A 21,240-nucleotide genomic window follows, 5' to 3' on the forward strand; every position below is an offset into this window, starting at 1 on the left:
TTAAAACCTAAAATAAAAAGGGAGAAATTAACAATGAAAAAAGATGCTATTTCTACAGGTTTGTTTATCGCTATCGGTTTTTTGTGTGTGGCCATCGTAATTGCCATTTTGATTCCTCTGGTGCGTGACGTGATTAATGCTGCCGATGATAATAGACCGACGATCCCGGGGGTATCTCTAACTCAACCGCTGGATTCCAGCCAGACTGCACTAACTATGTCCATGACTCACGTTTCGGTATAAGTCAGATGAAAAAAGACTCTATTTCCGTCGCTATGTTTTTGGCCATTGGCTTTGTAATTGCGGGGATGTTTGTCACGGTAGCTACGCATATGATCGGCAGCAGTCAGGACGATATCATCTCACATACTAAGCAAGTGGAACAGTATTAGAAGGAGGCGTGTCTAATGAAGGAGACCGTCCTCCGGGCATTGTTCATGTGGCTAGTCCTGTTTATTATCCTGCAGCCTATCTTCTCCTACATAGATTATCTGCTAGATTTACAGGTCAAAGCTAATACGTCCTATATCACACAAAAAGCAGCAACAGAGGGGATGGTTACAGCTTCTATGCGGAATGAAGTAATTTCAAATCTGAAGGCGATTGGATTTGCTGAAGCTTCGATAGAAATTACTAGCAGTACAGACACCGTTCAAGAGCGAAAGCAACGAATTGATGTGTATGTAACCGCGCCGCGGATAAATCTGTTTCCTTATAATTTTTCTACGGTTTCGCAGCCGACTCGATATTATGGGCATGGATCAATTATGAGTGAGTATCTCGATTGACTAAGGGATGAGCGTAATTTATGGATTACATTATTAAGCTGGCATTTGTCCTACTGATCTTTATCTACTCCTGGTTCTTTCAGATCCAGAATCAGGAGTGGGACCAGCTGCGCAGCATGTTAAAAGACGCAAATAATATCGCTGTTCACGATGCCGCACAGGAATTAGATGAGACCGAATTGACTCGTGGTCGTCTGATTATAGATCCCGAAGATGCGTACGATACTTTTCAGCAAACCCTACAGAACAATCTAGGCCTTGATAGCGGCCTTTCCCCCCAAGGGGGCAGTCGTTTTAAGACACAAGTGAAAATTGTGAAATTCGATATTATTGACGATTCCGATGGCGTGACTTTTCCACTTTTATACGAGGATAGCGAATATGGCATAACCAAATACATCGCAGGTCCTTCGGTTATTGCCGTCATTGAGACGGAGCACCCGGTTCTGATCTCCAGATCCAAAACACAACAGCCCATCAGGGTACCAGCAGTTCAGGAGTATAAGTTCAATAAGTAATAAAAAGCCAATTAAAGAAAAGGGAGAGATTCAGTGATGAAGAAGACCATTGTAAGGGCAGCTTTGACTACGACAATGTTATTTAGCATGGTATTGGGGCAGAACGTGATTACTAACGCAGCAGCGGTTACACCAGTAGCCACGGCTACACCAACAGCTACAGCAAAACCTACTGCTACACCAGTACCTATTATGAGGGATAACTTAAGTAAATATGGTTTGAAAAAGGATTTGGAGTTGCCGGTTACGGTTACGGCAGGTGGGCTTAGCTATACGCTTGAGAAGTTTATGATTTATGATTTCAAGTCAAAAGATGCACAAAATCTAGTGAAGAAATATGATTATGATTCTTTTGGAGGGCTTGTTAGTAACCCAAAGTATTTTATTTGGACTAAAATTACTATTAAGAATAACAGCAAAAACACTGTGAAAAGATCATTGAATGATCGTGAGAAATTATGGACGTTAAGTTTACAGGGTAAATCTCAATTAGATACAATTTGGCCCAAAGCTAATGTGAAAAAATTAAATAGTAAGGAAGCCTTTTATTACTACACCATTAAGCCAGGTGAGCAATTAAGTACTTACCAAGCTTATTTGTATGAGGAAGACTTTAGATACTTTGTTATTCGTTTGTTCTATGGCGGTGAATTTGACGAGAAATTTGTAGTCAACTCACAGGAGTAGAGTAGGAATGAAAAAAATAATCATCTCATGTCTATGCATTATGCTACTCACTTCCCTAATGACAACCATTTCAGTAGAAGCAGCTGAGATGAAATTGATCTCGGTTGCTGTTCCTATTACTACAGGATTGCAAGGATCAAGCAATGCTGCTAAGGACTTTTATCTGGAACTTCCTAGTGGAGTATCTAGTTCATCAGTTAAGACAGGTACTTTTAAATATAGTGGATCTAACGAAAAAACCAACCTTTCTCTTGAGAATGGGAAAATTAAGGTTACATTAAAGGGAGTATCTAATCAAAAGTATATAAAAGAGGTTCAGGGTTATAGAGCTTCTTTTGAGTCGCTTTATGAGTCTGAAATATACAATTCAATATGGTTATACTCAGACGGTAGAAGATGGCAAATCAACGAGTACGATGAATACAAAGATCAAATGAAGACAAAAGACGTAGCTGCTGCAGATGGTTATCCCTCTAAGAATCCACCAACAACGGTAGTAACTGCAGGACCTTTTCAAAAAAATGAATACCTAAAGTGGTATAACGGATCGAAGACGGAAGTTATTGATTCTCAAGATATTATTCAATCTACTATAAAATCTTATGTTGTTAAGAAATCTTCTTATGCTCAAGATCCAAAGTTTAAAAATGGAAGAATTATTTTGAACTATATGATTCCTGCAGGGGTACCTTGGGACCCTGAAGATAATACGGGTTTAACTGGAAAAGCAGAAGGTCGGAAATATTATGCTTACACACATTATTATTATAAGGCTGACGCCAAAGTAACCACCTACAGCTACGGGGGAACAGTCAGCTTTGAATACGGTCTCCCAGATGAAGCTACACTCACAGGTTCCGCAATTATAGAACAACCTAATCCAAACCCAATTAAGTTTGATAATAAGAACGTGCCAGTTAAAATCGCTTTGAAGGGCGAACTCGTATCCTATAAAGATACTTCGAACATTTCAGAATGGATTTTTTATGCCAAAGAAAAAGGGAATGACAGTTCACTCCAGACAAAAAAGGTGTATACCAAAACCCTAACGGCAAACGAAACTTTCAAATTTGTAATTCCAAAGGAGAAAGTGGCAGGTAAAAGTAACTACAGTCAAGAGTACGAACTAAGTATAGTAGTGAGATTTAAGAATGAAGTCGTGACCAAAAGAAGTAAGTTCGACTCGTTAAAAGAATCTTTTACAGTCAAAGCAGGAGTGTATACAACCTCAGATCCTCCGGGAGGAGGGTTTCCAGGTCCTACATCACCGCCAGAACTACCGAGAGAGTTAAAACCTCCAGTAGCTCTTATAAATGCACCCAAAACTGTAAAAGCAGGACAAGAGTTTGTAGCCAGTGCAGCAGGGTCGTATGACCCTGATGGTTATATTACGGATTACTTTTGGGATACGCCTAATGCTAAGGGAGAATTGAGCACTTTGCCAAGGGGAACGCTTTGGTATGATAAAGACCATTTGGGGGAACAAACACTTGCTTTGACTGTAATAGACGATGACAAAATGACTGGAAGTACTAGCACTGAGATCAATGTCATCGAGCCAAAACCAGATGCATCTATCAGGGTAGATGGTACATTAAAGCAAAATCGAAAGGTTATCATACAAAGTTACGTTAGTAGCCCGACTCACTATCCGTTAGTAGATGCTAAGACTAAAATCACCATCACAGCCGTATCAGGTGGAACGAATTCTGATATTAAATATAGCGGATCCCTGAACGGAGTATATAGCAAAGATGTGCTATTCAAGAAGCCAGGGAAATATAAAGCAACCATTTTTGTGGAGAATACATTAGGGCTAACTGCGAGAAACGAAACAACTTTTGATATAGCACCAGACCAGAAACCTTTTGCGTACTTTACGATGGCTGGAACTGCGTATCGTAATCCTTCAGATGGTAATCAAGCGACCCTATCAATAGATGATATGTCTTACTCTCCAGATCAAGATATTGTGGTTAGTAGGCTTTGGGAATACCGCTACGATTCAGATAACAACGGTAGTTTTACAGGTGAGCCATGGGCTATTTTTAGCAATGAGAATTTAGATCGTTTGAATCTCAAGGTAAAGGAAGTCGGAAAATACGAAGTAAGACTAACTGTATTTGAAGAGTTTGGTCAGCCGACTATTGCTGAGTTTGTGACGCAGGCTGATCGGCAATCCATAGATTCGGAAGCTACACAAAATGTAATCGAACGAATCTTTACGGTTAAAAATCAAGCACCTGATGTCGATTGGTCATGGTAGAGAGGATTAGAGATGCGGAAATTAAAAAAAACAATTTCAACGTTTATGGCCCTTGTATTACTACTTCTTTCATTCCCTGAATTTTATTCGGGGAGTGTTAAGGTAGAGGCGGCAGGTGACCCAAATATCGTCAATTTTATGGATATTCGTCTTGAAGGATTTAATAAAACAACTCCTTGGGAGCCTGCTATGGGGAATATAGGATCTTTGAATTTGAATATGCCTGCTATGACCCTAACCAATATTACTTTTAATCTAACAACAAGAATACTGCGCTACGATTATGTACCTGATGCGCCTGTAATTTTAACATCAGGGGATATTAATTGGTACTATGATACGCAGCGTACTAGATTTCTTAATATTTACAGTTATATGTACAGGACAGATGGAAGTGGTAATACTGATTATGCTACTGATGCCTCATGGAGAATTGAAGAAATGCCACCTGTGAAAAGTTCGGATAGTCTTCAGTTTAACCTTGACAGAAATACGACCGCTTTTTATGAAAGTTATGCTTATCCAACGAAGTATGGAATTCCAAAAGCTCTTAAAGTCGCACTAAGAGCAAGTGATGCGCAACACCAACCTAACGAATGGATGAATGGTTGGCATAACAACGTATATTATGATTGGGATAACATACCTCTAATAATAAATTCAGCACCTACGCTCACAGTGACTACACCAAGCGAGCAGCAGCTACTGAATGAGCCAGGATTCAGTGGTATGAACATCGAGGGATATGTTCGAGATGTGGACAATAATGATCTAGTCGTTAGTGCTGAAATCCCTAATGTGTTCTATAAACAAGTCAATATCCAACAGGCATTAAATAATAAATGGTTTTCCATCCCAATAGATGTTTTGGCAGACGGAATTCCTCCTGGACGGCACAATATCATTATCAAGGTTGTGGATCCTTATAATTATAAGGATGAGAAATCGTTGGTCGTTAATGTATCCTATAGGCTTAGGAATAAATCCTTTATATTGATTAACACTCCTATAGACATATCAACCACATACAAGGACTATGAAGGAGATTTTAAATATCAAGAACGCTATAGATACGATCATAACCCGTATTTCTTCGATAATTCGATGGGTATCATTTCGGATAGTGGGTTATGGCGTTCAGAAAGGTATACCTCCTTTCCATATAGCGGACTCTATAACGCAACCTTTCAAGCACGAGATAATCCTAAAAACGATGACCGATTCGATGACTATCGTTTATGGAGTCGAGATAATTTATCCTCAATGACCTATCATGTTCATCGGAAGCCCATTGCATTGTTTGCTGCCAAACTGGCGTGGGGATCTCTTCAGCTAACAGATAGTTCCTACGATTTGGACCACATCATGGCTGTTAATAAGGGACTTATAGCTTGGCAATGGCAGTATAAAAAAACTGATTCTGAAATATGGACAGACGGTCAACCGCCAGCTCAATTACCGAGTTCTGGACAATATGACATACGCCTTAGAGTACGTGATGTCGATGGCGAAAATGGGTTAGGGGTCTGGAGCGACTGGTGTGTAAGGACGGTGGGGGCTGCAGGTAATCTACCTCCCGTAGCGCTATTTACTGTTGATCCTAATATTGTTTCCTATCGCAAAGCTACTACCATAACAGACAAATCGTTTGATCCGGATAATGATCCATTAGATATGTATTACTGGACGGTTATCAAAGATGGTTGGAACAAAGTTTGGGAGCATTGGGGTGGAGCTACAACGCCACCTAATATCGCAGCTTTTGGAATCGGTAATTATCAAATTAGTTTACAAGTGCATGACAACCGAGGTTTATGGTCAGATTGGTATCGCCAAAATGTCCAGGTGATTAATCACCCACCCGCAGCAGCATTTAACATGCCAGCTGAAGTATATCGAGATACTGTAATTACAATGGATAATCTAACACCAGATCCTGATGAAGATGGAGATTCGCTTGCTTATTTATGGTACATCAAACTCAACAATAGTCCTTATTATTATGCTGGCAGTAACCGGAACCAATCTTTGACGATACGAGATCTTATTGCTGGAAACGGAATTTCACCGCAACAGGCTATATCAGAAGGATGGGAAATGCGCCTTAAAGCAACAGACGTACCTAATCCCTCAAGTATTGGAGCTTTAAGTTCCAATGCAACACGTGTATTTACTGTTAAAAATCATGTTCCAACAGCTGCTATTAATGGTCCATCGGCAGTATTCCAATATGATACCCGACAATATACATCTTTTGATGAGGATGGAGATCTCTCAGATCTCGCTAGTCTGCAATACTTCTGGAAAGTAACAGATAGTGATGGCATTACGCAATGGTTTCGAACTCCTAATATTGATGTTAATTTTCCTGAGTCCGGTATCTATACATTGGAACACTGGGTTATCGATCAGATCGGTGATAAGTCTAATATAGCTACGTTGAAGGTGAATGTTACTAAGAATCTAGCGCCCTCGATGACCTTGATAACCCCGTCGGGAACCGTAACCAATCCATCCGTAATAGATGCCGAAATACAAGGAGATCCATTAATTAAATGGAATTATACAGATCCAGAGAGTGATCGGCAGGAGAAGTACCGTTTAGAATTTTTTTCAAAAGACGGACTCTTAGTTAAGACAGTTGAAAACCTTGACACCACAGGTCAGCTGCGGCAATATCAACTCCCTAACCATACATTCAATCGATTTGAATACTTCACTGTATATGGGCGGGCTTATTCCAAGTTATCCTGGTCAGAAATATCTAACGAAAAAACGTTTATCATCGACAATCCGCCGCAGCCTGGATTCACATTAATCACGGATACAGGTAGAGATGCTGCCAAAGAGCCGATTTATCGGACGGATCTTCTTAATATCAAGAGCAAAGCGACGGATCCAGACATTCCAAAAGGAGATACGATCAGCTATAAGTATGATTTGAAATCATCCAACGGGACGTACGGATTGGCTAGTACTCAAGCTGAATTTACGAAGAAATTCACCTCAAATGGCGTCTTTACCTTGAAACAAACCGTTACGGATTCTCTAGGACTGTATCGAGAGCTATCTCTGATTATCACCGTAGCCAACCGTAAACCGACCGTAACGATAACGTACCCAACAAGTACTGACTCAAGTAAGCCTATGATCGCAAGTACGCTTACACCAATCATCAAGTGGGATTATCAAGATGAGGATGGAGATGAACAACAGCGGTATAAGGTACAAATTATCAACTTGGCGACAGGGATGGTTAAGGTTCAATCTGGCGAACAAAATTCAAGTGCCAAACAGTGGCAAGTGCCCGCGGGAATATTGGTTGAGAACGAAAAATATGCCGTGGAAGTGGAAGCTTTTGATGGTTATAACTGGAGTAATATCTCAGCGCGTAAATATTTCATGGTTAATCTGCTGAGTATTAAAGGTGGGGTCCAGCACACAGAGGAATGGAATAACAACCGTAAAGGCTACAATTTGAACAAGAGCGGTAATGAGGAGAGTCCAAGAGGCTACAATGTGTTTTGGGCAGGTGAGCGATTTATATTGCAAGGGATAGCAACCGGTCTACCTGATACTGTTGAGGTAACGATGACGGGAGGTTATTCTACGCAACTAAATCCAACGAACAGTGACAAAACCTTGTGGACAGGCGAATTATATGATCCAGCATTTGTGAAACTTCCCGATGGTCCAGTGAAATTTACCTTCACAGCTAAGAATGAGTACAATACCAAAATAGATACAGTTACTGTTGTGATCGCTGGCGATTGGTCCGAATATTTTCGGAACCATCGTGTGAAGTAATGATATATCTACGACGTTATCCTTTTTTCATCTAAAAAGGGCTACGCGGAAATACGATCGCATAGCCCTTTTTTTACGAGCAACAACTTATATAACTCCTTCAGTCCGTTCTTCATTCATTCTCATCATTCTTGTCGCAACGGAAGGTGTATGTAAAGGTATATTCGTCGAACGCGCAGAGGCTCTTTGAGCTCTACGCACATAATAGGATAACTTGCCGCTGAATATTTTATGGGAACAGAGTGAAAGAGCGAAATCCTCCGGGGTAACAAAGCAGGAAGGCTTATTCACAGGCTGAACTGCGGTATTTTCAAATAAGGAAGCAACAAAATGAGAGCAGAAATAAGCGTTCTCTCGATCTATTTTAACATTTAGAAGTACGCCGATCAGGCCTAAAAGATGGTATTTATAACGTTCCTGATTTTTCATCATCCCTTGGACATGATTGTACATGGCATCGTATTCCGTGGCACTAACACGTAACTGATAAATAGAGCAATTTGCGCTGCTATAAAAAGGGTGAATGAAATTTTCTTGAATCAGACCCGCGACGAATGGATTGTGCATTTTTTTTCTTCCGAAGCTGTACACCTCACGTAGTTCACTATCAAAGGCGATCGAAGCATGGTTCAGATCAGCTTTTGTAAACCACTTAATGAAACCACTGAAGGCTGTACCTGTACCGGTAAGCACAATATAAACATCCTTTTTCGAAGTCATGTTCAGAATTCCTTTCCACTTGGAGATATTGGATAATGAATGAAAATTTTACTTGAGTAACTCCATCTTACTTTATATTCGAGCATTGTAAAACAAACTTTAGTCGCAATAGAAAACTAGACCATAGGCTAAGTAAAAACCCGTCTCATGACATAGTTACTTTTGCGTATATAAATGCGTAGATATTGCAAAACATAAGCTGTCAAACAAAGAGTTTTTAAAAACAATTGGAATTGCTTCCACACTAGTGATACAATAAGAGTCAAAATGACATTCTTGAGATTTCAGAGGAGGAACTATTAAATGAGTGAACAAGAACAAGCGATCCAGAAGGAAGAAAACTCAACAGTAGATAACCTGTCTATCACAACAATTCGTACGTTGGCTATTGATGCTATCGAAAAAGCGAATTCCGGCCATCCAGGTATGCCAATGGGTTCTGCACCAATGGGCTACCAACTGTTTGCAAAAACAATGAATCATAACCCTGATCATCCAACATGGGTAAACCGCGATCGTTTTGTATTGTCCGCTGGACATGGTTCCATGCTTCTGTACAGCTTGCTGCACCTTAGCGGCTATGATCTTCCTATGGAAGAATTGAAACAATTCCGTCAATGGGGTAGCTTGACTCCTGGTCACCCGGAAGTTGGTCACACAGCTGGTGTTGATGCAACTACAGGTCCGCTTGGACAAGGTATTGGTATGGCCGTTGGTATGGCTATGGCCGAAGCTCAATTGGGCGCAACCTACAACAAAGAAGGACATAACGTAGTTGACCACTATACTTATGCTATTTGTGGTGATGGTGACCTTATGGAAGGGATCTCTTCTGAGTCCGCTTCTCTTGCGGGTCATTTGAAACTCGGAAAATTGGTTGTATTGTATGATTCAAATGATATTTCCCTTGATGGTAAATTGAATCTTTCTTTCTCCGAAAATGTAGCTCAACGTTTTGATGCTTATGGTTGGCAAGTTCTGCGTGTAGAAGACGGAAATGACCTTCCGGCTATTGAAAAAGCTATTGCTGAGGCGCAAGCTGAGACTAGCAAACCGACTTTGATCGAAGTGAAAACGGTTATTGGTTATGGTAGCCCTAACAAACAAGGTAAAGGCGGCCATGGCGGTACTCACGGTTCTCCACTTGGAGCAGAAGAAGCTAAGCTGACCAAAGATTTCTACAAATGGGTATACGAAGAAGATTTCTATGTGCCTGACGAAGTTCGTGCACATTTTGCAGAAGTGAAGAAAAACGGAATCGCAGCTAACAAAGCTTGGGACGATAAATTTGCAGCTTACAAAAAAGCATATCCAGAGCTGGCTGCACAATTCGAAACAGTAATCAATGGCGATCTTCCAGAAGGCTGGGATGCTAACCTTCCAACTTACACTACTGAAGATAAAGCAGTATCGACTCGTGTCGCTTCCGGTAGTGCGCTTAACGGTCTGACTGCTGGCGTTCCTCAGCTAGTGGGTGGTTCCGCTGACTTGGAAAGCTCCACTATGACGCATTTGAATGGTTTGACATCTTTCACACCAGAATCTTATGATGGCCGCAACATTTATTTCGGCGTACGTGAGTTTGGTATGGCTGCTGCAATGAACGGTATTGCTCTGCACACTGGTCTTAAAGTATTCGGAGGAACATTCTTCGTATTCACTGACTACCTGCGTCCAGCAATTCGTTTGGCTTCGATCATGAAATTGCCAGTAACCTATGTACTGACACATGACAGTATTGCAGTTGGTGAAGATGGTCCTACGCATGAACCAATCGAACAATTGGCTTCCTTGCGTATCATCCCAGGTCTAACTGTTATTCGTCCGGCTGATGCTAACGAAACTTCTGCAGCATGGGCTTATGCTATGGAAAACAAAGAGAATCCGGTTGCTTTGGTTCTGACCCGTCAAAACTTGCCAATTCTTGCTGGAACCGTAGATGGCGTTCGTGAAAATATCAAACGTGGTGGTTATGTTGTCTCTGATTCCAAAAATGGCACTCCACAAGCACAACTTATCGCAACTGGTTCTGAAGTACAGTTGGCAGTTAAAGCGCAAGCTGCTTTGGCAGAAGAAGGCATCGATGTTCGTGTAATCAGCTTGCCAAGCTGGGATCTGTTCGAAAAACAAGACAAAGAATATCGCGATTCCGTAATTCTTCCAGGAGTCAAAGCTCGTCTTGCTATCGAAATGGCACAAACCTTCGGCTGGGAACGTTACACTGGTGACCAAGGCGATATCCTAGGCATCACTACTTTCGGAGCTTCCGCCCCTGGCGATAGAGTTATGAAAGAATACGGCTTTACTGTAGAGAACGTAGTTAGCCGTGTGAAAGCACTTCTGTAATTAACTGAATAATCATTAGGGGGAGAACAAGTAATGAGTCAGTTTAACAACGCAACGATCGAAAAAGCAGCCAATGTATATTATGGCGGACAAGTAACCAGCCGTACGGTAATTTTGCAAGATGGATCTAAGGTGACACTGGGCATCATGTTGCCGGGTGTGTATGAATTTGGTACTGATGGTCCTGAAATTATGGAGATTCTGTCCGGCGATCTTAAAGTGCTGCTTCCCGGCACTGAGGTATGGCAGGAGATTAAGGGAGCGTCAACGTTCAATGTTCCTGGCAACTCTAAATTTGCGTTGGAAGTATTTGAAGTAACTGATTATTGCTGTTCTTACCCGGTTCTATAGAAAACAGACTTTTCTAAGGGCTGTCCTATAAGTAGCTTTTTTCATTGAGTGAGACGACCCGGATACACTTTAAAAATCGTAGAAGTCAGCAAAGCAGCGGTTCTCCCGTTATTGGAGGATCGCTGCTTTTTGTTGTGGCTGGTGATTGCTTGATGTTCAATTATGTATTCACCATTCTCTTTTGGAGCTTAAGGACTCAAATGACGTTAGAGCTGAATCGGATAATCACTAAATTAGCACTGAGTCAGCACCATTCCTACCACTTAAGGACCCAGATGACGCTATTAGCAAATTTGTAGCCTTTGGAGCAAGCTTTCGGACTCCAGTGCAGCTATTCCATAGAAACAGCCTCATAATTGGCATTTTTTATGCCAATAACGACTATGGAGTCCGATAGCATGCCAAATGTGAGATTATACTGCGAATAAGGTCAGCTGAGTCCGATAGCGCTGTGTCATCACCAACTTTAGGCACCCGGTTAGCGCCAACCCACCGCGTACGGACCCAGATGACGTTAACACTAGATCAACACCAATGTAGCACCGGGTCGACACCAATCCTACCGCTAAGGACCCAGATGACGCTATTAGCAAATTTATAGTCTTTTGAGCAAGTTTTCGGACACCAGTGCAACTATTCCATGGAAATAGGCCCATAATTGGCGCTTTTTATGCCAATAACGACTATGGAGTCCGATAGCCAGCGACAAACTAGCCTAACCAGTAACTATCCAGCATTTCACCACTAATTCAGTAACTTTTTGCGACTAACCAGTACTTCGCGACCTTCTTAGTAACTATCCCACCAACACCGCCACAACGTTATGAGTAACTCCACAGCAACCAATATTTTCTTGCACTAAAACAGTTAATTTGGTATTATAAATATACAAACAAACGTTCGTATATTTGGTTTGACAATGGGATTGTCTATAAAGAAAAGACCGCATCGCAATATCATGTGCGGGGCGGTCGTAAATGTTCTTATGAAGTAGGTATTGAGTTCTTGAATTTATTTATCGGATACATTTGCACCCATCTTTTGGCCGATCCACTCTTCGTAACATTTCACTACAGCAGAGAGATCTTCTTCACCATAACCTTGGGTGAATCCAGCTTGGAACATGCTTTTAGCCAAGCCCAGCATAGGAGAAGGAACGCCTGTTGAATCGCTGTGGGCAGAGGCAAGCTTCAAATCCTTAAGCATTAGAGCGAGGGAGAATTGATTGCTGAAATCATCTTCTATGATTTTACGTCCTTTAAGCTCAGCTTGTTTGCTGCCCGCTGAACCAAGTTGTACCAGTTCCAAGAACTTGTCTGCTGGTACGCCTGATTTAACGGCAATGGCGAACCCTTCGGCTAGGGCAACATTATGAATGCCGACCATAGCATTGTGAGCCAGCTTGGCCACAGCGCCGCTGCCGTTCTCACCCATATGTAGCAGCTTCTTACCCAAAGTATCAAAGATATCACGATGTTGTTCTATGACCTCAGCACTACCGCCGACCATGAACACTAAGGTTCCTTCAATCGCTGCTGGTTTACTTCCAGTTACTGGCGCGTCTAGGAAATGTCCACCGCGAGCTTCTACAGCAGCGGCAATTTCACGAACTAGTCCTGGTGAAATTGTGCTGGAATCAATAATTAGTCCACCAGGCTTCACAGCATCAAGAATACCATCTTGACCATAAAACACTTCACGAACCGAATCATCATTGCTGATCATGGTAATAATAACATCCTTACCCTCAGCCGCTTCGCGGGGCGTGAGAGCAGTCTGGGCACCTTCTGCTTCAAGAGGTTTACATTTGGCTGCCGTACGGTTGTATACCGTAACCTGAAAGCCGCCACGTAGTAAATTGGAGGCCATAGGCGCACCCATTGTTCCGAGTCCGATAAAACCGATTTGTTTCATTTATATAGCCACCTTCCGTTTTCTTTATTCTATCACGGCACTTTGTCCAGCACCACAGCACACCTATGTCTTTTGATACAGGAAACGCTTCCAAGGAACTTTGAAAAACTTGGTTCTAATGCCCTCTATGTGCCCTAAGACCTTGCCAGTCAAGGCAAATTAAAGTATCCTAATTATAAAGTTGTAACAAACGGTTTTAAATTTAAAGAGATAAAACAGGAGGTTACCATTACCGATGTCTAAGAAGATTAATTTTGACTACACAAAAGCTCTTTCGTTTTTTAACCAACAAGAAATCGACAACCTTGCCGCCCCAGTTAAGCTAGCACACGAACAGTTGCATAACAAAACTGGTGTAGGTTCTGACTACCTTGGATGGATCGATCTGCCGACAGCATATGATAAGGAAGAATTTGCTCGCATTCAACAAGCTGCTAAGAAGATCCAAAGCGATTCCGAGGTACTGATTGTAATTGGTATCGGAGGTTCTTATCTGGGAGCACGCGCAGCTATTGAGGCGTTATCGCATTCTTTCTACAATAACCTTTCTAAAGATAAACGCAAAACTCCAGAAGTTTATTTCGCTGGTAATAACATTAGCTCTACATACATCACGCATCTGCTTGATCTAGTAGAAGGTAAAGACTTCTCCGTGAACGTAATCTCCAAATCTGGAACTACTACTGAGCCAGCGATTGCTTTCCGCATTTTCCGCGCTGCGCTGGAGAAGAAATACGGCAAGGAAGAAGCTCGTAAACGCATTTACGCTACTACAGACAAGGAAAAAGGTGCCCTTAAGAAATTGGCAACTGAAGAAGGTTATGAATCCTTCATCATTCCAGACGATGTAGGCGGACGTTACTCCGTATTGACACCTGTAGGCTTACTGCCGATTGCTGTAGCTGGCATTAACATTGAAGAAATGATGCAAGGTGCTGCTGCCGCTGCGGATGAGTTCAACAATCCAGATGTAGCTACTAACCAAGCTTATCAATATGCTGCAGTTCGTAACGCTTTATACCGTAAAGGTAAAACAACTGAAATCCTCGTCAACTATGAGCCTTCCTTACACTTTGTATCTGAGTGGTGGAAACAATTGTTTGGCGAAAGTGAAGGTAAGGACTTCAAAGGAATTTATCCTTCTTCCGTTGATTTCTCCACAGATCTACACTCCATGGGTCAATTTATCCAAGAAGGTAACCGCAACATTTTTGAAACGGTTATCCAAGTAGATCAAGTAGCTCATCATGTTACGATTGAGAATGATCCGGATGATCTGGACGGCTTGAACTTCTTAACAGGTAAGACTATGGATTTCGTGAATAAGAAAGCTTTCCAAGGTACAATGCTTGCACATACAGATGGTCAAGTACCTAACCTTATCGTTACTATTCCTGATCAAACACCATACACCTTTGGATATTTGGTGTACTTCTTTGAAAAAGCCTGCGGTATCAGCGGATACTTGCTCGGTGTTAACCCATTTGACCAACCAGGCGTAGAAGCATACAAGAAAAACATGTTCGCATTGCTTGGCAAACCAGGTTACGAAAAAGAAAAAGCAGAGCTGGAAGCAAGACTTACTGAATAGTATTGCAGTAGGTTTTACAATGGCTATTAATCACAGAACATTCATACTAATGTAAGTCACCAGGAGCAGTCCATAGGTAATCCAATACCGGGACTGCTCCTGACATTATATGAAGACATCATATGTAAATAAGGACTGGAATAATTATGTTAGAACAATATCAAACGGTCCGCTCTTCCGGCTCAAAGGAAGTTGTGATCCGTAAATCCCGCTTCATTGGTCATGTTATGCCAGTGGAGAATGAAGAAGAAGCTTTGTTGTTTATCGAGGACATCAAGAAGAAACATTGGAACGCAACGCATAACTGTTCTGCTTATGTGATTGGGGAGAGAGACGAAATCCAGAGGCAATCGGACGACGGGGAGCCGAGTGGTACAGCCGGCAAACCGATTTTGGAAGTAATCCGCAATCAGGGAGTTAAAAATGTCGCAATCGTAGTTACCCGTTATTTCGGAGGCATTATGCTGGGTGCCGGTGGGCTGATTAGAGCTTATACGGATGGAGCAGTGCTTGCGCTTGAAGCAGGAGAAGTAATCACCCGTGTACTAAGACGAGAGGTATTCGTAGAGATCGAGTACACTTGGCTGGGCAAGGTTGAGAACGAACTTCGAGGAAGAGGGATTCAGACTGGCGAGACTTTGTTCACCGACAAGGTAACGTTGTTATGTTTGCCGCGAAATGATGAGGGTGACACTTTTATGGCATGGATGACAGATCTAACCCAAGGGCAAGCCCTGATAACAGAAGGGCGGCGGATTTACTACAGCGAAGGGGATTAGTATATGGCAAGGAGAGCAGTGGAGCAGGAGTTGTCGAGGGAAAGGATTCTAGAGGCCGCTAGGCATCTATTTATAACCAAAGGGTATCGGGCAATTTCAATGCGAAGTATTGGTCAGCATTTGGGATATAGCCACGGCTCTCTCTATTATCATTTCAAGGAAAAGGCGGAGTTGTTCTACGCTATTGTTGTAGAGGATTTTAATCATGTGGCTGCTTTACTCAGCCAAGTAATGAATAAACCACCTGAAGAAGGAATGACAAGGGTAGAACAGCTGATTATGGAATTTATTAGATTTGGAATAGATCATCCCTATCAATATGAAATTATGTTCATGATTCGCGATGAGGAATTGCTAGCTTATTGTAGAGCAGAACAGGGACGATGTTTTGATTTATTCTCAAGTATTGTACGCCGTCATATGAAGGAAGAGGGATATGTGTCTGAGGACTGGCAGAATGTGCCGTTAACAATGTTCTTGTCTGCACACGGATTTATTTCTTATTATATCCAGGATAAAGTATCGTTTGACGATGTGAAAGAGGCAGCGTTAGCTCATATAAAGGTTTTATGTCGCAGCCTTTAACATGCTGTTTTTTTTATAGATCTTCACTTTAAAGCTGTGCATTGGTATAACACTGCTTCTCTGCTTGATGAAAGTATTACTAGACTCTAGTTATAGTCTAAATGGCCGCTCCGTAGCGATAACGGAAGCGGCCATTTGTATGTTTATTATCCCTCTACTATTTTTAAGAAACATTGCCGGCGTCTAGGTCCATCGAACTCACAGAAATAAATACCTTGCCAACGACCGAGAATTAATTCACCTTCGTGGATGATCAGGGTCTGGGAAGGCCCGGTAGTAATAGATTTAAGATGAGAGGCAGTATTGCCTTCCGCATGCCGATACTTCGGATGCTCCCAAGGGTAGACCTCATCCAGACGCATCAGAACATCATGCTTCACATCAGGATCCGCATTTTCATTAATAGCAATACCAGCAGTGGTATGAGGACAATAAACTACAATCAATCCGTCTTGAACTCCACTTTTTTTTACATAAGAAATGACTTCCCGAGTAATATCACGCAATTCATCCCGCTTTGTAGTAGTGATCTCCAGAGTATGCAACATAATCATTCCCCTTCCTGTGAGGTGCCATTTTTTAGTGTACCTTTGATACATATATTTTAACCCAAATTCACTTGAAAGTAATTGACGGCGGTGAGAAGGATTTGGTAAAGTAGTAATAATATAAAACCAAGTATATAAATAGGAATAATTAATGAGGATTTTGGTTAGTATACCGACCGGTTATCCGGAGGTGGGAGGGCAAAAATCATTGAATTCGCTGCTTAGACACAAAGGCTGGACTTGGGGTTTCCGAACTACAATTTTGCTCTATTTTGTAGTATTGATCGTGTTGCCCATACTCGGGGTCTATTACAACTCTTTTTCTCTTGGTTTTGGCAATTTTGTGGAAAGCGTCAGCGACCCAATTGCTTGGAAGTCGGTGCTGTTAACCTTAAAGCTGGCGATTATCGCTACTTTAATTAATGTCTTCTTAGGAACTATGATTGCTTGGGTCCTTATTCGTTATCAATTTGCTGGTAAAGCGCTGCTAAACAGTCTGGTCGATTTACCTTTTGCACTTCCAACAGCTGTCGGAGGTTTGATGATTCTACTGCTGCTTGGACCAGGTAGTCTTATCGGCAAAGCAGTTGAGGCACTTGGATTTGAAATTGTTTTTCATCAACCGGCTATCGTAATTGCTATGGTGTTCGTGACGTTTCCATTCGTGATTCGAGCGGTTCAGCCCTTGCTGGAGGAGTTGGATCCATCCGAAGAGGAAGCAGCATATACAATGGGTGCCAAGGGAGCAAGGGTATTCTGGCAAGTTATTCTTCCATCTATGGCGCCTGGGATGATCAGTGGTGGGATGCTCGCATTTTCAAGGGCACTTGCGGAATTTGGTGCAGTGGTACTCGTCGCAGGTAATATTCCGGGCCGTACGCTTGTATCTTCTGTTTTTATTTTTGGTGAAGTTGAAAGTGATAATCCGGTCTCCGCCGCTGCGGTTTCTGTTATTCTCTTGACCTTATCCTTTCTCATTCTTTGGCTGATTAATATGCTGCAGATGCGGGGGAGACGCTCATGAGAAAACTATGGATTGCTCTTACTTATTTAGTGTTTTTTTTGCTGATTGCTGCTCCATTAGGAAAAATGGCTATGGGTGCTTTTAGTGAAGGATTTGGTGGTTTCTGGAATGCTCTGACTAGGCCCGAAGCGCTGCATGCGCTAATGATGACTGGGCTTGTTGTGATAGTAGTTACGTTATTAAATACATTGTTCGGTATTATGATGGCTCTGTATCTTGTTCGGGCGAACTGGATCGGCAAGCGTCTAAAAGGATTATTGAACAGTATTGTAGATTTGCCTTACGCAGTATCCCCTGTAATTGGAGGATTGATGATTGTCCTGTTGCTGGGTCCCGATAGTACCTTGGGGGCGATTTTTGAGGGGATTGGACTAAAGATCGTTTATGCGATTCCCGGAATGATCATTGCCACTTTATTTGTTACCTTTCCTTTAATGGTGCGCGAGGTGATGCCGGTGCTTCAGGAGATTGGTTCACAGCAGGAGGAAGCGGCTTCGACATTGGGCGCTCGTAGCTGGACTATTTTTTGGAAGGTAACTTGGCCTTCGATTCGTTGGGCGGTTGTGTATGGTGTCATTCTTACGGTGGCACGTTCACTTGGAGAGTTCGGTGCGGTGCTCGTGGTCTCGGGGAACATTATGAATAAAACCCAGACGGCGACAACTTTAGTCTATCAGGATGTTGAGAATTTTAATGTAACGGCTGCTGGAGGAATAGCGCTAGTTCTGGCTGCATTTTCCGCAGGTCTGCTGCTGTTGATGGAATGGACCAAGAGAAGAAAGGAAGTGCAGTAATATGCATGTAGAAGTGCGGGGGTTAAACAAGCATTTTGGAGATTTTCATGCGGTCAAGGACGTCAATTTCACCATTACAAAAGGTCACCTGATTGGATTGCTCGGCCCAAGTGGAGGCGGGAAAACCTCAATTCTACGTATGCTGGCGGGACTGGAGTCACCGGATACCGGAGAGATTATTTTTCATGGTCAAACGGTGAACAATCTTCCTCCTCAAGAACGTGGGATCGGCTTCGTCTTCCAGAACTATGCACTCTTCAAACATATGACTGTATTTGATAATATCGCTTTTGGTCTAAAGGTTAAAAAGGCTAACAAAACAGCCATCCGCGATCGTGTTATGGAACTTGTGGAGCTTACAGGGTTAAAAGGGTTCGAGAAACGTTATCCGCATCAGCTATCAGGGGGACAACGTCAGCGTGTGGCTTTTGCACGTGCGCTTGCGCCTGAACCACAGCTGCTGCTTTTAGATGAACCTTTTGCCGCTATTGATGCGAAGATCCGCCAGGAGCTGCGCGCTTGGCTGCGTGAACTGATTGAACGTGTAGGTATCACCTCTATTTTCGTAACCCATGACCAAGATGAAGCGATTGAAGTAGCGGATGAAATCATGATTATTAATCAAGGACGCTTGGAACAAAAGGGTACCCCGTGGGATATTTACAAGGAGCCTAAAACACCGTTCGTGGCAACATTTATCGGTGAATCTACGCTGATTGAGAACGCTTCTGAGGTTAAAGGCTTTACAGGTGCGGGGGACGGCAAGCCTACCAAAGCACTGATTCGTCCTGAATATATTGAAGTGGGTAACCTGCATGAGTTCAAGATGGCTTCTGCCACGGAAAAAGGTGTTGTGAAACATCTGCATTTCCGCGGAAGCGAATGGCTCGTTGAGGTTGAAGTAAATGGCCACAAGCTGGTCACCTACCGTTCGTTGGAGAAAGAAACCTTGCAGCCGGGTCAGGAAATTTCAGTACTGGTACATCGGGCTTATTTATTTAATGATGAGCGCAGCTGGATCCAGGAGAACAACCTGAAAGAAGATCCAATGCCGATTTTTATTTAAAAATAAATAAAATGATTTTCAATTTTTTTGATAGTAGCGAATGTGATGAGCTAGGATTAGAGGAACTGATGTGAAGGTAAGAAGTAATGAAGTGGAAGTTTGGAACTGTAGGAGCGGAGTGACCGCCTTTGTTTCCGGATTTAATCCGCTGAGAATATAAAATCAATAAATCTGGGAACAACAGCGGCCGAAAGTCCAAACATTCCACGTAATTACGGCAAATAACGAACGTTGGTTACTTGAATTTTAAGTTTCAGCCATAGAGCAACTTTCAAGGAAATATTAAAAATCATTACCTCGAAGGATGTGGGCCGCAATGAATGTCAAAAGGAGCAGACAACTGCACGGATGTTTTGCTGCCCTAATGCTGGCTATACTCACACTGACAGCAGTCGGTTGCGGGAATGAGAAGGCAGTTACGACGATGGCAGAGCCTTCGAAGCAAGGGGATGTTACGCTGGTAATTGGCGCATACAGTGTGGCTAAGGATGCAATGCAGGATATTTTGCCGTTATTTGCTGCGAAGTGGAAAGCGGATACGGGTCAGGATATTAGTTTTCAGGAGTCTTATGAGGCTTCAGGGACACAGGCACGAGCGATTGTAGGTGGATTTGAAGCGGATGTGACGCTGCTAGCCATGGAAGGTGATGTCGAGAAGCTAGTTAAGGCTGGACTCGTAGCGTCAACATGGAAAGAGCAGGGTGAACAAGGTATGGTGACACGTTCAGTAGTTGCTCTTGGTACCCGCGAGGGAAATCCCAAAGGCATTCGCGATTTTGCGGACTTAGCCAAGCCGGGGATTAAAGTGTTATATCCCAACCCTAAGACCTCTGGTGGTGCGCAATGGGATATCAACGCGATCTATGGGGCTGGTCTGAAGCTGTCAGAGGAGCAGGAGGGCGCAAAGGATCCAGCAGCAGCCAAAGCTTTTTTGGAAAGTATCCATGCCAATGTAGAGTCTCTGGATAAAAGTGGCCGCGCTTCTATGGCAGCCTTCGAGTATGGAGTGGGGGATGTAATTGTCACCTATGAGAACGAACTGCTGGCGCGGATTGCTCAGGGAGTCAAATACGAAGTTATTATTCCTAAAAATACAATTCTGATTGAGAATCCGGCGGCTGTTGTAGAGAAATATGCGGATGAGCATGGGACACGCATAGCATCAGAAGCACTGGTTGATTTTTTGATAACCCCACAGGCACAAGAGATCTTTGCAAAATATGGCTTTCGTCCCGTGGATAAACAAGTCTATGCTGAGCACAAAAGCGATTACCCTGATCCGGCGGGCCTCTTTGATATTAACTATTTAGGAGGCTGGGATGAGGTGCGAAGCTCACTTTATTCCAAGCGTGGAATTTGGTATCAGGTACTTGCCGGAATATAAGGTAGAGGTATAACAAAAGAGTCATCCCAGCAGTTCTTCTGTGGTGGGGATGGCTTTTTTTGGTGGGTCTCT

Annotated in this window: 19 protein-coding genes; 16 read left to right on the forward strand and 3 right to left on the reverse strand. The window is 42.6% G+C overall.

Translation table 11 applies throughout. The features are described from left to right. The first annotated feature begins 33 nt into the window (after window positions 1-33). Genes NSQ50_RS05760 through NSQ50_RS05790 form a run of 7 tightly spaced genes read left to right on the forward strand, consistent with a single transcriptional unit; the run spans window position 34 to window position 8,066 of the window. Window positions 34-243, forward strand: coding sequence for a hypothetical protein (locus NSQ50_RS05760; RefSeq protein WP_076137569.1), 210 nt, complete (start codon window positions 34-36; stop codon window positions 241-243). A 5-nt stretch (window positions 244-248) separates the two neighbouring features. Further along, window positions 249-392 carry a hypothetical protein gene (locus tag NSQ50_RS05765; RefSeq protein WP_162636675.1) on the forward strand — a complete coding sequence of 48 codons (144 nt, stop codon included), beginning with the start codon at window positions 249-251 and terminating at the stop codon, window positions 390-392. A 15-nt stretch (window positions 393-407) separates the two neighbouring features. Continuing rightward, window positions 408-788 carry a hypothetical protein gene (locus NSQ50_RS05770; protein WP_076224684.1) on the forward strand — a complete coding sequence of 127 codons (381 nt, stop codon included), beginning with the start codon at window positions 408-410 and terminating at the stop codon, window positions 786-788. Between the two features lie 20 nt (window positions 789-808). After that, a complete protein-coding gene (locus tag NSQ50_RS05775) occupies window positions 809-1,306 on the forward strand; it encodes a hypothetical protein (protein ID WP_076224687.1) in 498 nt (165 codons plus the stop codon). Window positions 1,307-1,342: 36 nt separating this feature from the next. Further along, on the forward strand, window positions 1,343-1,993 hold the full coding sequence (locus tag NSQ50_RS05780) for a hypothetical protein (RefSeq protein ID WP_076224690.1): 651 nt from the start codon (window positions 1,343-1,345) through the stop codon (window positions 1,991-1,993). Window positions 1,994-2,000: 7 nt separating this feature from the next. Next, window positions 2,001-4,259 (forward strand): PKD domain-containing protein, encoded by a 2,259-nt coding sequence (locus NSQ50_RS05785; protein WP_076224692.1) that lies wholly within the window; start codon window positions 2,001-2,003, stop codon window positions 4,257-4,259. Between the two features lie 12 nt (window positions 4,260-4,271). Continuing rightward, window positions 4,272-8,066 (forward strand): glycoside hydrolase family 78 protein, encoded by a 3,795-nt coding sequence (locus NSQ50_RS05790; RefSeq protein WP_076224695.1) that lies wholly within the window; start codon window positions 4,272-4,274, stop codon window positions 8,064-8,066. A gap of 87 nt (window positions 8,067-8,153) precedes the next feature. Here NSQ50_RS05790 and NSQ50_RS05795 read toward each other — a convergent pair whose 3' ends face one another. Continuing rightward, window positions 8,154-8,786, reverse strand: coding sequence for a hypothetical protein (locus NSQ50_RS05795; protein WP_036681725.1), 633 nt, complete (start codon window positions 8,784-8,786; stop codon window positions 8,154-8,156). Window positions 8,787-9,089: 303 nt separating this feature from the next. On the opposite strand from NSQ50_RS05795, the gene tkt reads away from it, so the two are divergent. After that, complete coding sequence (gene tkt, locus NSQ50_RS05800; protein ID WP_036681727.1) at window positions 9,090-11,132, forward strand: transketolase; 2,043 nt, start codon at window positions 9,090-9,092, stop codon at window positions 11,130-11,132. A gap of 33 nt (window positions 11,133-11,165) precedes the next feature. Further along, complete coding sequence (ppnP, locus tag NSQ50_RS05805) at window positions 11,166-11,483, forward strand: pyrimidine/purine nucleoside phosphorylase (protein WP_036681729.1); 318 nt, start codon at window positions 11,166-11,168, stop codon at window positions 11,481-11,483. A 1,011-nt stretch (window positions 11,484-12,494) separates the two neighbouring features. Here the strand turns inward: ppnP and NSQ50_RS05810 are convergent. Then, a complete protein-coding gene (locus NSQ50_RS05810) occupies window positions 12,495-13,397 on the reverse strand; it encodes an NAD(P)-dependent oxidoreductase (RefSeq protein ID WP_076099037.1) in 903 nt (300 codons plus the stop codon). A gap of 235 nt (window positions 13,398-13,632) precedes the next feature. On the opposite strand from NSQ50_RS05810, the gene NSQ50_RS05815 reads away from it, so the two are divergent. From NSQ50_RS05815 to NSQ50_RS05825, 3 genes are all read left to right on the forward strand, one after another. Then, entirely contained in the window at window positions 13,633-14,988 is a 1,356-nt protein-coding gene (locus NSQ50_RS05815) for a glucose-6-phosphate isomerase (protein WP_036681734.1), read from the forward strand. A 146-nt stretch (window positions 14,989-15,134) separates the two neighbouring features. Next, complete coding sequence (locus NSQ50_RS05820) at window positions 15,135-15,767, forward strand: YigZ family protein (protein WP_038569136.1); 633 nt, start codon at window positions 15,135-15,137, stop codon at window positions 15,765-15,767. 3 nt (window positions 15,768-15,770) lie between these two features. After that, window positions 15,771-16,352: a TetR/AcrR family transcriptional regulator gene (locus NSQ50_RS05825; RefSeq protein ID WP_036681739.1), complete on the forward strand. Its 582-nt coding sequence runs from the start codon at window positions 15,771-15,773 to the stop codon at window positions 16,350-16,352. Between the two features lie 146 nt (window positions 16,353-16,498). On the opposite strand, the gene NSQ50_RS05830 is transcribed toward NSQ50_RS05825, so the two are convergent. After that, window positions 16,499-16,900 carry a secondary thiamine-phosphate synthase enzyme YjbQ gene (locus tag NSQ50_RS05830; protein ID WP_076099035.1) on the reverse strand — a complete coding sequence of 134 codons (402 nt, stop codon included), beginning with the start codon at window positions 16,898-16,900 and terminating at the stop codon, window positions 16,499-16,501. 208 nt (window positions 16,901-17,108) lie between these two features. Between NSQ50_RS05830 and cysT the strand changes: the two genes are divergently transcribed. The 4 genes from cysT (at window position 17,109) to NSQ50_RS05850 (ending at window position 21,168) form a co-directional block, all read left to right on the forward strand. Next, on the forward strand, window positions 17,109-17,924 hold the full coding sequence (gene cysT, locus NSQ50_RS05835; RefSeq protein ID WP_076224698.1) for a sulfate ABC transporter permease subunit CysT: 816 nt from the start codon (window positions 17,109-17,111) through the stop codon (window positions 17,922-17,924). After that, window positions 17,921-18,718: a sulfate ABC transporter permease subunit gene (locus NSQ50_RS05840; RefSeq protein ID WP_036681745.1), complete on the forward strand. Its 798-nt coding sequence runs from the start codon at window positions 17,921-17,923 to the stop codon at window positions 18,716-18,718. The genes cysT and NSQ50_RS05840 overlap by 4 nt, the downstream gene beginning before the upstream one ends. Window position 18,719: 1 nt before the next feature. Further along, window positions 18,720-19,784 (forward strand): sulfate/molybdate ABC transporter ATP-binding protein, encoded by a 1,065-nt coding sequence (locus tag NSQ50_RS05845; RefSeq protein WP_076104838.1) that lies wholly within the window; start codon window positions 18,720-18,722, stop codon window positions 19,782-19,784. Window positions 19,785-20,100: 316 nt separating this feature from the next. Beyond that, complete coding sequence (locus NSQ50_RS05850) at window positions 20,101-21,168, forward strand: sulfate ABC transporter substrate-binding protein (protein WP_038569145.1); 1,068 nt, start codon at window positions 20,101-20,103, stop codon at window positions 21,166-21,168. Window positions 21,169-21,240: the final 72 nt, after the last annotated feature.

This window comes from Paenibacillus sp. FSL R10-2788, from assembly GCF_038003885.1.
Lineage (GTDB): Bacteria > Bacillota > Bacilli > Paenibacillales > Paenibacillaceae > Paenibacillus_AQ > Paenibacillus_AQ odorifer.